Origin of the sequence: Providencia hangzhouensis, from assembly GCF_029193595.2 — a bacterium.
Taxonomy (GTDB): Bacteria; Pseudomonadota; Gammaproteobacteria; order Enterobacterales; family Enterobacteriaceae; genus Providencia; species Providencia hangzhouensis.
In genome coordinates this window covers 251,048-264,244 of the sequence record NZ_CP135052.1, presented here as the reverse complement: position 1 = coordinate 264,244, position 13,197 = coordinate 251,048, and the positions used below count along the sequence as shown (strand labels likewise).

General features: G+C 38.0%; 12 protein-coding genes. All 12 read left to right on the top strand.

From position 1 onward, the window contains the following. The first annotated feature begins 8 nt into the window (after positions 1-8). The 12 genes from glnG to PZ638_RS01130 all read left to right on the top strand — a co-directional run bounded on the left by glnG (position 9) and on the right by PZ638_RS01130 (position 13,192). Positions 9-1,481: a nitrogen regulation protein NR(I) gene (glnG, locus tag PZ638_RS01185; protein WP_206277605.1), complete on the top strand. Its 1,473-nt coding sequence runs from the start codon at positions 9-11 to the stop codon at positions 1,479-1,481. A 552-nt stretch (positions 1,482-2,033) separates the two neighbouring features. Next, positions 2,034-2,564 carry a fimbrial protein gene (locus PZ638_RS01180; RefSeq protein WP_206277872.1) on the top strand — a complete coding sequence of 177 codons (531 nt, stop codon included), beginning with the start codon at positions 2,034-2,036 and terminating at the stop codon, positions 2,562-2,564. 57 nt (positions 2,565-2,621) lie between these two features. After that, positions 2,622-3,290: a fimbrial biogenesis chaperone gene (locus PZ638_RS01175; protein WP_206277873.1), complete on the top strand. Its 669-nt coding sequence runs from the start codon at positions 2,622-2,624 to the stop codon at positions 3,288-3,290. Positions 3,291-3,315: 25 nt separating this feature from the next. Next, positions 3,316-5,838, top strand: a complete 2,523-nt coding sequence (locus PZ638_RS01170) for a fimbria/pilus outer membrane usher protein (protein WP_206277874.1) — start codon at positions 3,316-3,318, stop codon at positions 5,836-5,838. Positions 5,839-5,852: 14 nt separating this feature from the next. Then, on the top strand, positions 5,853-6,839 hold the full coding sequence (locus tag PZ638_RS01165; protein ID WP_180312296.1) for a fimbrial protein: 987 nt from the start codon (positions 5,853-5,855) through the stop codon (positions 6,837-6,839). Between the two features lie 8 nt (positions 6,840-6,847). Then, positions 6,848-7,363 (top strand): fimbrial protein, encoded by a 516-nt coding sequence (locus PZ638_RS01160; RefSeq protein WP_272674368.1) that lies wholly within the window; start codon positions 6,848-6,850, stop codon positions 7,361-7,363. A 15-nt stretch (positions 7,364-7,378) separates the two neighbouring features. Further along, positions 7,379-7,876, top strand: a complete 498-nt coding sequence (locus PZ638_RS01155) for a fimbrial protein (RefSeq protein WP_272674370.1) — start codon at positions 7,379-7,381, stop codon at positions 7,874-7,876. A gap of 223 nt (positions 7,877-8,099) precedes the next feature. Continuing rightward, complete coding sequence (locus PZ638_RS01150; RefSeq protein ID WP_004262762.1) at positions 8,100-8,378, top strand: helix-turn-helix domain-containing protein; 279 nt, start codon at positions 8,100-8,102, stop codon at positions 8,376-8,378. A 30-nt stretch (positions 8,379-8,408) separates the two neighbouring features. Continuing rightward, positions 8,409-8,729 (top strand): helix-turn-helix domain-containing protein, encoded by a 321-nt coding sequence (locus PZ638_RS01145; protein ID WP_004262765.1) that lies wholly within the window; start codon positions 8,409-8,411, stop codon positions 8,727-8,729. Between the two features lie 673 nt (positions 8,730-9,402). After that, positions 9,403-9,927, top strand: coding sequence for a fimbrial protein (locus tag PZ638_RS01140; RefSeq protein WP_094960816.1), 525 nt, complete (start codon positions 9,403-9,405; stop codon positions 9,925-9,927). 59 nt (positions 9,928-9,986) lie between these two features. Continuing rightward, entirely contained in the window at positions 9,987-10,655 is a 669-nt protein-coding gene (locus tag PZ638_RS01135; RefSeq protein WP_272514851.1) for a fimbrial biogenesis chaperone, read from the top strand. 26 nt (positions 10,656-10,681) lie between these two features. Continuing rightward, positions 10,682-13,192, top strand: a complete 2,511-nt coding sequence (locus tag PZ638_RS01130; RefSeq protein ID WP_272674373.1) for a fimbria/pilus outer membrane usher protein — start codon at positions 10,682-10,684, stop codon at positions 13,190-13,192. Positions 13,193-13,197 lie beyond the last annotated feature (5 nt).

The window sequence follows — 13,197 nt, the reverse complement described above, 5'->3', positions numbered from 1 at the left end:
AGATAACCATGACGCAGGGAAAAATTTGGGTGGTTGATGATGATAGTTCCATCCGTTGGGTACTTGAGCGCGCATTAAATAATGCTAACTTTGCTTGTACCTGCTTTGATAGTGCGAATGCAGTGCTCACCGCATTAGAAAATTCACGCCCTGATGTGTTGTTATCTGATATCCGTATGCCAGGCACAAATGGTATTGAGCTTCTGAATACCATCAAGCAATCACACCCGCTTCTGCCGATTATTATTATGACAGCACACTCTGACCTTGATGCTGCCGTAAATGCCTACCAATCAGGGGCATTTGATTACTTACCAAAGCCTTTCGATATTGATGAAACCGTCGCATTAGTCGAACGTGCTCTGAATCATAGCCGTGAACAAAACCATACTAGCCGTGAAGCTAAGCAGCCTGCCCCTACAGTCTCTTCGACCATGATCGGGGAAGCACCAGCGATGCAAGAGGTTTATCGCATTATTGGCCGTTTATCACGCTCATCAATTAGTGTGCTTATTAATGGCGAATCAGGAACGGGAAAAGAGCTGGTTGCCCACGCGTTACATCAACACAGCCCTCGTGCCGACGCCCCTTTTATTGCATTAAATATGGCGGCTATTCCCAAAGACTTAATTGAATCTGAGCTATTTGGCCACGAAAAAGGCGCATTTACGGGTGCGACTCAAGTACGTCAGGGCCGATTTGAACAAGCTAACCATGGGTCATTGTTTTTAGATGAAATCGGCGATATGCCCCTTGATGTACAAACTCGCTTGTTACGTGTTCTGGCTGAAGGCCAATTCTATCGTATTGGGGGTTATACCCCAGTCAATGTAGATGTACGGATTATTGCAGCGACCCACCAAGATCTTGAAAAACGGGTTAAAGAAGGCTTATTTCGCGAAGACTTATTTCACCGGTTAAATGTCATTCGAGTACAATTACCACCGCTACGTGAGCGCACTGAAGATATCCCACGTCTCGCCGATTATTTTCTACAAAATACGGCAAAAGAACTCGGTGTCGAGGCTAAGGTTCTCCACCCTGACAGCGAAAAAATTCTTCAGCGCTATTATTGGTCAGGTAACGTTCGCCAATTGGAGAATGTCTGCCGTTGGTTAACCGTGATGGCAGCAAGCCAAGAAATTTTACCGCAAGATTTGCCCGATGATTTACTTGAAGAGCACCCACAACAAAATGCAGTGGTAAAATCATCACAAGCTGATTCCATGCCAACACAATCATTGTCATCGCAAAATCCTATTTCTGCAGCTCAGTGGTTTGAATTACTGGAAGAGTGGACCGATAACGCGTTAATAGAAGGCAAAGAAGACCTCTTTGCACAGACTATTCCCTTACTCGAACGTACAATGTTAAATTGCGCGTTGAAATACACCAATGGCCATAAGCAAGAAGCGGCCCGTTTATTAGGATGGGGAAGAAACACATTAACTCGAAAATTAAAAGAGCTAGGAATTGAATAACCCCCCAAACTTACTATCCTATTAAGATAGGCATGACTTAATTTATTATTTCATGCTTATCTTAATATTCAATAACGCCATACCAATCTACATCAAAAAAAGATATTAAAACGTTAAATAAATCACCATTAATGATGATTGGTTTCGGATGATACCTTTAATATAATACATTTTAGACTGCTTTTTGTTTTAAAATGAAAAAATTAAAGCACTATAATAATATTAAATGCCATCAAAACACATCATGAGTTAAGTAACAATAAAAAACACCAGTTTAAAATTAATTTAATTATTTAATCTTTATTTAATTCCACTCTAAAATTTATCACCTTAGAAAAACAGCATTTCTTAAAATATCCAAAAATAATCTCCAACCTATAATGTGAATATCAAACTCAAGATATAAAAATGATATTAAAAAAGGGTATTAAACCTAAATTACTCTCATATTGTTTATTTTTAAAATAAAAGCCAAAATACTCACCAGTTGAGTAACTAAATATATTCACTAACTCAACCTCATCATATAAATATCCTCTTGGAGAGTAAAAAATGAAAAAGAATGTCTTTGCCTATTTAATTGCGGCATCGTCTATTTTTGCCATTAATAATGCATTAGCTGCTGATGGAACGATAGATTTTACAGGTGAAATTACCGATCAGGCTTGTCAGTTTGCAACCGGTTCTGATGCATTTACCGTAAACTTAGGGAAAATCTCTAAAACGGCATTACCTAGTACAGGTAGCACCGCAGCAGCAACTAAATTTACTATCAAATTAGAAAACTGCCCGCAAACCGTGACTAGCGCAACGGTTAAATTTGATGCCACCAGTTATGCAGGTGATAATAGTGTACTCCAGTTAACCGACCCTGCTGCAGCGACAACGGCACAAAATGTTGGTATTCAAATTCAGGACGCCACAGGAACAACCGTTCCACTATTTACTGAATCTAGCGCGTATGCATTAAAAGAAAAGACAGTAAATAATTTAGATTTTACCGCTCGTTATATTGCAATGTCTAATAGCGTTGGCGTTGGTCAAGCAAACTCAACCGCAACCTTCACTATCAATTATAACTAATAGGCTTTTAGGGTTTAAATGGATTTAAACCTTATTCCTCTATTCAATGGTACTAATATGAAACGCTTAGTTTATTTTTTTATTTCTTCATTTTTATTGATTAATTTAGCCCATGCAGGCGTTATTATTGGCGGCACTCGTGTTATTTATCATGAGGGAAATAAGGATGTCAGTATTAGTGTCGAAAACCCTGATAAAATCCCTTATTTAATTCAATCATGGATTGATGGTATTGATGAAAATAAGCAATCCGCATTTACTATTACACCTCCATTATTTAGATTAAACTCAGATAAAACCAATGCGCTAAGAATATTTTTAACAGAGAATACCTTACCGACAGATAAAGAATCATTATTTTGGCTGAATATAAAAACGATCCCAGCAACAGAGCGCACGGAAAATTCATTACAAATTGCCTTTAAAACACAAATGAAATTAATTTATCGCCCTTCTGCAATTAAAAATGTTGATTTTATTGAAGAGCAAAAGAAATTAACTTGGTCAAAAACAGGCAATAGGATTACGGTAAAAAACCCGACGCCGTATTTTATGAATTTCCAAAGTATTACCTTTAACGGTAAAAAGGCCAATGACGTCTCTTATGCGGCACCGTTTTCCAGCACTTCTTTTGAAATTAACGATGCCGCCACTCATGGCACGGTGAAATGGGAAGTCATTAATGATTACGGCTCCGCATCTGAACTGGCTGAAGCGAAAATATAGCCCAATATTGATTTAGGTTGTTAAAATGAGAATAAATAAAATATGCTTTAGCCTACTTATTTATTTAGGCTATACGGTACCTTTATACGCTGAAAATGCCATCGATAATAATACAGCACAAGGAAATATCTATTTTGACCCTGATTTCCTAGAGTTGCCTAATAAAGATGCTGTCGATTTAAGCCAATTTGAAAATAACCAACAATTGGCGGGTAACTATTACGTTGATATTTATGTCAATACCAACTTAATCGGGGCAAAAAGTTTAAAGTTTGATAAAAATACTGAGAATAAACTGGTTCCTTGCTTAACTTTGGATGATTTAAAAAGCTTCGATATTAAAATTGCAGATTATCCTGAGCTACAAAATAGCCAAACAAGCTGCGTCAATTTAGCAATCATTCCTGATGCAACAAGCCAGTTTGAATTTGATTCACAGCGGTTATACCTAAGTATTCCGCAAATCGCGCTGGCGAAAAACCCGAGGGGTTATGTTGACCTTGCCGATATCGATAACGGTATTACCGCCCTATTACTGAATTACAGCTATAGCGGTTCTAAAAATACCGATCGTAGCGGTGGAGAAGACACCTCCTCAAACTACGTCAATTTACGCCCCGGCTTAAATATTGGGGCATGGCGTCTGCGCAACTATACCACGTGGTCCAACAGTACAGGGCAGTCCAATAAATGGGATACTATTTATACTTACGCCTCCCGTGGGATCAACCACATAAAAAGCCAGCTAACCTTGGGAGACAGCGTTTCTCCGTCAGAGGTGTTTGACAGTGTACCGTTTCGTGGGGCGCAGCTCGCCACCGATGATGATATGTACCCTGAAAGTCTGCGCGGCTATGCGCCAATTGTGCGTGGGATAGCCCGCAGCAACGCACAGGTCACCATTCGCCAAAACGGTTACACCATCTACCAAACCGATGTGGCAGCAGGCCCCTTTGAAATCACTGACCTCTATCCAACCGGCAGCAGCGGTGACTTACATGTGACGATAAAAGAGTCGAACGGCAGCGAACAGGTGCAAATTGTACCCTTTGCCTCACTCCCCGTGCTGCAACGTGAGGGTTATTTATCTTATAGCACCACCGCAGGTGAATACCGTTCATATGATAGCCATGTAGATAAAACCAAATTTGGTCAGTTCACTTTGGTATACGGTTTACCCTATGGCATCACTATGTTCGGAGGAAGTCAGTTCAGTGAAAAATACCAATCTTATTCGATAGGTGCTGGGCAAAACTTGGGCCGCTTCGGGGCGCTGTCTATTGATATTACCCAATCTCACGCCAAAATGCGTGATGACAGCAAAGAACGTGGTCAGTCTTACCGCTTTAGATATAACAAAAACCTCAATGATATCGGCACCAATATTGCTTTGGCAGGTTACCGCTATTCGACCCAAGGGTATTACAGTTTATCCGAGGTGTTTGATACCTTCCGTGATACCACTTACACTCCTGAAATCGAACGCCGCCGTAATCGCGGTGAAATCACCCTCAGCCAAAACCTAGGGGATACTTACGGTTCTATTTCAATGGGTTATATTAATGAAGATTATTGGAATAGTGACCGCAAAACACAGTCAGCAACCCTTGGCTATAACAATAGCTGGCAAGGGATCAGTTACGGGCTGAATTACACCTATAACAAGAATACCAGCAGCTATTCGCAGAGTGCTGGGGCAAAAAAATACAGTGATGAAGACCATTTATTTACTTTTTCGGTCAATATTCCGTTCAGTTTGTTTGAAGATACCGCCTACATTAACTTTGCCAGTAACCACAGTAGCCGAGACTCCAGTTCGAGTAGCGTCGGTGTATCAGCATCTCACCTGAACAACCGTTTAAATTGGAGCATGCAACAAAGTTTAGCCGATCAGGGGCAAGGCAGTTCTGGTAATGCGAACTCCACCTATAAAGGCAGGTATGGTGAAATTTCTGGTGGTGCGAGCTATAGCAAAGATAGCTATAACCTGTACTACGGAACTAACGGCAGCCTTGTCGCCCACGCGGGTGGGTTAGTGTTAGGGCAACAATTAGGTGAGACCGCTGCGCTGGTAGAAGTGCCTGATGCAGGGAATGTTCCCATATTAAACCAAGCGGGCGTAGTAACCAATAACCAAGGTTATGCGTTAGTGCCGTACGTCACCGCTTACCGCAAAAATACCATCGACATTGATACCTCGGCGTTACCTGACAACACGGAAATGGAACTCACCAGCCAGTCAGTCTCCCCAAGCCGTGGTGCGCTAGTGAAATCCAGTTTCACCGCTAATGTCGGTTATCGCGCCATTATGGTATTGAATTTTGCAGATGGGAAGCCCGTGCCATTTGGCGCTCAGGCCATATTTAATGACAACCCACAGTTAAATAATTTAGTGGGTAATGATGGCGAAATTTATTTATCCGGTTTGGCAGAAAGTGGTCACTTTATTATTCAATATAACGAGAAACAGCAGTGTCAGGTTAATTACAACTTAGCCGGCATTTCAAATTATATGGGGTTATATAAAACCGCTGCCATATGCCGATAAACAGGAAATCAGTAATGAAAAAATTAATAGTTAACTCCGTATTGGCTGTGGGATACTTGTATGCCGGGCATGCTAATGCAATCTGTGTACAAAATCCTGCATTAAATAATGTTATAACAACCGTGACTCCACGCACATTTAATATACTTTATGATGATAACAGTGTTCGCGACTTATCTATTTTTGAGCACAGATATGTAAGTGGAAGTCCTTACGCGATAACAACTTACCCTGGGACATGTGGAAATATACGCTGGAAATACGCTTATGCAAATAGTTGGAAACCTAATGCTAACTATATTGCCAGTACAAATATTCCTGGAATTGGCGTAAAAATAATGCACGACAGATTTTATCTTAATAGTGGGCCGGAACCATTTTATGCTCCTTATGATAATGTTCATCATTCTCTTCGAATTAATACCCCCATGTGGACAGTCACATTCATAAAAACTGGGCGGGTAACACAATCAGGAGCATTATCATCGGGTGCCATTGGCCATGCTCTCGCATATAACCCCTACCCAAGAACAACCTTTACCTTAGCGAGTTTATATTTTCCTACTGACCAAATTAAAGTCAACATTCTCCAATGTTCACTGAAAAATAACCAATCCGTTTATAATATTGAGCTGGGTGACTGGCGAGATACTCAGTTTACAAATATTGGAGATGCTAGTGATGTTATTGATGTTCCAATTACATTAACCTGCAATCCGGGAACAAATATTAAAACTACCGTTACCAGTTCCTCAGGCTATATTGATCAAAATACAGGGAAACTCGCTTTATCTGGTACAGATAAAGCAACTGGCGTAGCAATTCAACTCCTAGATAAAAACAATACCCCCATAAAGCTAAATACAAGTAACATTTCACAAAGTAATGTTCCTGAAGGCGACTATATTTTTGGCTGGAAAGCCCGTTATATTAAAACGGCAGATAAAATCACTCCCGGAAGTGCGAATGCAACAGCCACCGTTAATATTCGCTACGAATAGAGGTTCTCATGAAAAAAACAATATTAACCCTATTGACTATCAATATTTTAAGTCAGCCATTATTAGTTAATGCGGCGGATACGGTAACATTAAATTTCAAAGGTAATATTAAAGCAGCGACCTGTAATATTTCTGGGGGAAACAATATTGAGATTGACTTAAAGCGTTTACCGATTGATATATTTAATGGCGCGCAGACAGGATCCGACTGGAAAAATTTTGATATTAAATTAAATAACTGCTCGTCATTTATCAATCAAATTAAACTGACATTTTCAGGCACCGCAGACACAGCTGATACGACTAGCTTATATAAAAATCTAGGTACCGCACAGAATATCGCTGTACAGCTACAAAGTGGTGATGGTGCCACACAGCTAGGTAACCTAAAAACATTACAAGTGCCCTTAAATGGGCAATCTGATGTCGCGATTCCACTGCGCACACGGGCTTTTAGCATGGCAGGTAATGTCGTGGCCGGCTCTATTTCAGCCAATATTACCGCCACCGTAACCTACTTATAAACCGGAGCATATAACATGAAGAAAATGATACTTTTATTCTGTCTTGCTTCCAGCCCCGTATTGGCAGCAGACCAACAAATTAATATCAATGTACATGGTTATGTCGCAGTTATGCCTTGTGAATTAGAAACCATCAATCATGTCATTGACCTGAAAAAAGTCAATGTTTGGAATATTCGGGATACACAAACTTCACCGTGGGTTGATTTCTCAATTAAATTGAAAAATTGCCCTATGGGCACCAAAGAAGCCATTATGGAGATTAAAGGCACGCCTGACTCGACCTCCGCTGATTATTTTGTCAATACGGGGAGCGCTAAAAACGTCGCATTAAACTTAGCCCACCATGCAAATAAAACCACGATAAAAAATGGTGAAAAAATTACGGTGCCGGTTAATGAACAAACCCGCAAAGTTGATATTCCACTATCAGCGAGAATGGCGGGTTATGGATCAGGCATGACAAGTGGTTCATTTAATAGCCATCTTGATTTTACATTTGTTTATCATTAATAAATCTAGTGTCTTTATATTGATAATCTAAAATAAACCATCTTAATTAGAATGGTTCAAATTTTGAGATGACGATAATATTTAATATTTTCAATATAAAAAACATAGTTTGATCACTTATGATTTAAATCAAGATAGGATAAAGGATACCTGATAAATATATCGTGATGTTAAAGATATAACCCTATACCAATTAAGAGTAAAAAATCAATGAGGTTAAATAATGAGCAATTATTACCCTGTCTCTGCGGTTATTGGTAATAAAATAAAATCATTGCGTAAAAATAAAGGACTCTCTCTTACTGCCCTTGCTAAAACTGTTGGAATTAGTGAGCAACAGCAACTACGTTATGAACGAGGAAATAATCGAATATCGATAGATAGGCTAAAGCAATATTCTAATTATTTTGATATTAATATAATTTATTTCTTTTCATTTAGTGAGGATGAAAAAACAAAAATTAAAAATGGTTATGAAATTAAAAAATCATTTTCTTTATAGCATTTTTACTTAATCATTATTGGTTATCGTATGAAAAAAAACACCTCTAAAATTGTCGGAGCGCGGATCCGCACACTAAGAAAAGACCAAAACATGAGTATTCAGCAACTCAGCACATTACTTGGGATTAGTCAGCAACATCAATCTCGCCATGAATTAGGCGAAATCCGGATTCATGTTGATACGTTATATTCTATTTCCGAAATACTCGACCTTGATATTCAAGAGTTAATTGTTGACTTTGCTATCCCAATACCAGTTAACACAATGAGTAATAAACAGAATAGAAAAAAAATGTTGCAAGCAGAAAGCCTATTATCACCAGAACATAATTTCAATTTATACAAATAGTGTTAATACAAAACTAAATTTATTTATAGGAAATTTATAGTCATGACAACTGTAGCTAAAGGTATCTATAAGTAAGAAATCTCTCACGTAGCCTTAACATAGCGAATTAAAATTAAGGCTACTTAATTGAATTTAATAAGAACATTTTGATAGTCATTTAATGTTTCCTTAAAACCAAGGTTACCCCCTATTTTTATTCATTTACTGAATGGCAACACCATTTTCTCTATAAAAAACCAAATAAATAGCACATTTAGACCTGCTAAATCCGATAACTATACTATTATTTCATTTTTCGATAGTAAAAATACAACATCCACTGTATGTGGTCTAATAAGTCAAAACCTTATAACCCCAAATTATCACCATATGAGAGATAAATTAAACTTATATCCCTCCTTATAATTATTCTTAGTTTTATATCGTTATTTAACTTTAGTGAAAAAATCAAAAAAAATTATATTTAACTTAGCTCAATATAGTGTATTAATCCTTCTCTTATAATGTGTTAACTTAATTAAAAAAATTAAATACTTTAAAATTTAATTATATTTTACCAAATTTTACAAAACTTGTTTATTTTAATAAATAGTTTCAAAATACTCTCCAATTGAGTAATTGGTAATTCCACCTACTCAATAAAAATAAATAATTATCTTTTGGAGAAAAACAAATGAAAAAGAACTTACTTGCATCATTAATTGCTGCAACCTCAATCTTTGCTGTTAATAATGCATTAGCAGCAGATGGTACTATCGACTTTACAGGTGAAATCATCGACCAAGCATGCGAATTAGCAGCTGGCTCTGATGCACTAAAAGTAAACTTAGGACAAGTATCTAAAAAAGCATTACCAAACGCAGGAAGTACAGCGGCAGCAACTAAATTTACGATTAAATTAATTAATTGCCCTGCTACAGTAACAACGGCTTCAGTAAAATTTGATGCTGATTCTTATATTGGTGATGATGAAGTTATTAAATTAAAAGAAGAAACTGGCGTTGCAACTGGCGTTGGAATTCAAATTACTGATGATACGAATAAAATTGTTCCATTATTTACTGCCTCTAAAGCATATCCATTACAACAAAATGTGGAAAATAATTTAGATTTCAGAGCACGTTATATTGCTAAGTCTGACACAGTGACTCCTGGTCCTGCAAATGCGACAGCAACTTTCACAATCAATTATAACTAAGTAATAAATAAGGTTTAAAAGGACTTAAGCCTTATCTAATAATAATCAATGGTGGTATTATGAAATCTATTATCTATATTTTCATTTCCTTACTTACGCTAATAAATACTGCGAATGCTGGTGTTATAATTGGTGGAACCCGTGTTATTTATAATGAGGGAAACAAAGATGTCAGCATCAGCGTAGAAAATCCAGATAAAATCCCTTATTTGATTCAATCTTGGATAGATAATATAGATGAAAAAAAACAGTCTGATTTTTCTATCACACCACCATTATTTAGGCTAAATGCAGATAGAACTAATGCGCTTAGAATATTTTTAACAGAAAATAAATTACCTAATGATAGAGAGTCATTGTTCTGGTTAAATATAAAAACTATTCCAGCAACAGAAAGAACAGAAAACTCATTACAAATTGCCTTTAAAACACAAATGAAATTAATTTATCGCCCTAAAGCATTAAAAGATGTTAATTTTATTGAAGAGCAAAAAAAATTAGTGTGGTCTAAATCTGGAAATAAAATTACGGTTAAAAACCCAACACCTTATTTTATGAATTTCCAGAGCATCAGCTTTAACGGAACGAAGGCTAATGATGTTTCTTATGCTGCACCTTTCTCAAGTGCGACTTTCGAGATTAATAACTCAAATACTAATGGAACAATTAAATGGGAAGTTATTAATGATTATGGTGCAGCACCAGAAGCACTCGAAAAGAAAATATAAAACTATAAAATAAGTTGGGCTTTATCATGAAAATAAATAAAATATCTCTAGGCCTACTATTATATTTAGGCTATACCGCATCGCTATATGCTGAAGAAAAAACAGAAAATAATGTCTACTTTGATCCTGACTTTTTAGAGCTACCGAATAAAGATTCGGTTGATTTGTCACAGTTCGAGAATAATGAGCAATTAGCCGGTGACTACTATGTTGATATTTATGTCAACACCAACTTAATTGGTGCTAAAAATCTTAAATTTGAAAAAAATAGCCGTAACCAATTAGTTCCATGTTTATCACTTGCTGATATTAAAGAGTTTGGTATCAAAACAGCGGAATACCCTGAATTACAAACCGCAGGAAGTCACTGTGTAAACCTTGCAGCGATTCCTGATGCCACAAGTAATTTTGAGTTTGATTCTCAACGTTTATATTTAAGCATCCCCCAAATCGCATTGGATAGAAACCCAAGGGGTTACGTTGACTTAGCCAATATCGATAATGGGATCAACGCACTGCTATTAAATTATAGCTATAACGGCTCTAAGAATTACGATCGTAAAAGTAGTGGTTCGGATAACACATCCCATTATGTAAATTTAAGACCTGGCTTAAATATTGGAGCATGGCGGCTACGCAATTACACAACATGGTCAAGTAGTACCGACCAATCCGGTAAATGGGATACCATCTATACCTACGCATCACGCGGTATTAATAGCATCAAAAGTCAGTTGACCTTGGGAGATAGTGTCTCACCTTCGATGGTTTTTGATAGCGTGCCATTTCGTGGTGCTCAGCTTGCGACAGATGATGATATGTCCCCTGAGAGTTTACGCGGCTATGCGCCCGTTGTACGTGGGATTGCTCGTAGCAACGCACAGGTGACGATCCGCCAAAATGGTTACATTATCTACCAAACCGAGGTGGCTGCGGGCCCTTTTGAAATCAATGACTTATACCCAACGGGGGGAAGCGGTGATTTGCATGTCACCATCAAAGAATCCAACGGTAGTGAGCAATATCAAATCGTTCCTTTTGCTTCATTACCTGTATTGCAACGTGAAGGATATTTTTCTTATAGCGTAACGGGCGGAGAATACCGCGCTTATGACAGTAGCATTGATAAAACAAAATTTGGCCAATTTACCTTAATCTATGGTCTACCTTATGGTATTACCGCTTATGGTGGTAGCCAAGTGAGTGAGCATTACCAATCTTACTCCATCGGCGCAGGCCAAAACCTTGGGCGATTTGGTGCGTTATCCATTGACGTTACCCATGCAAATTCAACGCTAAGTAATGACGTTAAGGAAAAAGGCCAATCATACCGTTTCCGCTATAACAAAAATATCAACGATATTGGTACTAATATCGCATTGGCTGGTTATCGTTATTCCACTAAAGGTTTTTACAGTTTAGCGGAAGTCTTTGACGGCTATAGAAATACAAACTATATCCCTGAAATTGAACGCCGCCGTAATCGCGGTGAGATCACCCTCAGCCAAAACTTAGGGGATAACTTTGGTTCAATCTCCGTAGGCTATATCAATGAAGACTACTGGAATAGTGACCGTAAAACTCAGTCTGCCACCGTGGGTTATAACAACAGTTGGCAAGGCATTAGTTATAGTTTGAATTATACCTATAACAAAAATACCAATAGCTACTCATATACTTCCGGTAGCCGTACGAAAAGTGAAGATGATCATCAGCTTGCCTTCTCTGTCAGTGTGCCATTTACCGTGTTTGATAACACCTTCTATTACAACTTTAACAGTAATAGTAGCAGCAACGGCCCAAGCACAGGCAGTATTGGGCTTTCCGCTTCACAACTTAATAACCGCTTAAATTGGAGCATGCAGCAGGGTTTCACCACTCAAGAACAAGGTACGAGCGGTAATATGAACGCTTCTTATAAAGGCCAATATGGTGAAATTTCAGGTGGAACAGGCTATAGCAAAGACAACTATAACCTCTATTACGGTGTTAATGGTAGCTTAGTGGCTCACTCTGGCGGCCTTGTACTCGGTCAACAATTAGGCGAAACCGCGGCTATTGTTGAAATCCCAGATGCAGGTGATGTACCAGTATTAAACCAAGCAGGGGTTGTCACTAATAACCAAGGTTATGCACTCGTGCCTTATATCACGGCTTATCGTAAAAATGTGATTGATATTGATACTTCTGAACTACCTGAAAATACGGAAATGGAGTTAACCAGCCAAAGTGTTGCACCAAGCCGTGGCGCTCTAGTGAAAGCCAGCTTTGCCGCAAATGTCGGGTACCGAGCCATCATGATATTAACCTTTGCTGATGGTAACCCCGTACCTTTTGGTGCTCAGGCGATATTTAAAGATAATCCTCAGCTAAATAATATAGTGGGCAATGATGGCGAAATTTATTTATCTGGTTTAGCTGAAAATGGCAGCTTTACCATTCAATATAACGATAAACAACAATGCCAAGTAAATTATAACTTAGCAGGTATATCGAATTATATGGGGTTATATAAAACAGCTGCAATTTGTAAATAATCGGT

What these genes read in the sequence shown, in the direction of transcription:
- PZ638_RS01180 (WP_206277872.1), top strand. Translation starts at nt 2,034, where the DNA reads ATGAAAAAGAATGTCTTTGCCTATTTAATTGCGGCATCGTCTATTTTT.
- PZ638_RS01170 (WP_206277874.1), top strand. Translation starts at nt 3,316, where the DNA reads ATGAGAATAAATAAAATATGCTTTAGCCTACTTATTTATTTAGGCTAT.
- PZ638_RS01155 (WP_272674370.1), top strand. Translation starts at nt 7,379, where the DNA reads ATGAAGAAAATGATACTTTTATTCTGTCTTGCTTCCAGCCCCGTATTG.
- PZ638_RS01145 (WP_004262765.1), top strand. Translation starts at nt 8,409, where the DNA reads ATGAAAAAAAACACCTCTAAAATTGTCGGAGCGCGGATCCGCACACTA.
- PZ638_RS01160 (WP_272674368.1), top strand. Translation starts at nt 6,848, where the DNA reads ATGAAAAAAACAATATTAACCCTATTGACTATCAATATTTTAAGTCAG.
- PZ638_RS01175 (WP_206277873.1), top strand. Translation starts at nt 2,622, where the DNA reads ATGAAACGCTTAGTTTATTTTTTTATTTCTTCATTTTTATTGATTAAT.
- PZ638_RS01135 (WP_272514851.1), top strand. Translation starts at nt 9,987, where the DNA reads ATGAAATCTATTATCTATATTTTCATTTCCTTACTTACGCTAATAAAT.
- PZ638_RS01140 (WP_094960816.1), top strand. Translation starts at nt 9,403, where the DNA reads ATGAAAAAGAACTTACTTGCATCATTAATTGCTGCAACCTCAATCTTT.
- glnG (WP_206277605.1), top strand. Translation starts at nt 9, where the DNA reads ATGACGCAGGGAAAAATTTGGGTGGTTGATGATGATAGTTCCATCCGT.
- PZ638_RS01150 (WP_004262762.1), top strand. Translation starts at nt 8,100, where the DNA reads ATGAGCAATTATTACCCTGTCTCTGCGGTTATTGGTAATAAAATAAAA.
- PZ638_RS01165 (WP_180312296.1), top strand. Translation starts at nt 5,853, where the DNA reads ATGAAAAAATTAATAGTTAACTCCGTATTGGCTGTGGGATACTTGTAT.
- PZ638_RS01130 (WP_272674373.1), top strand. Translation starts at nt 10,682, where the DNA reads ATGAAAATAAATAAAATATCTCTAGGCCTACTATTATATTTAGGCTAT.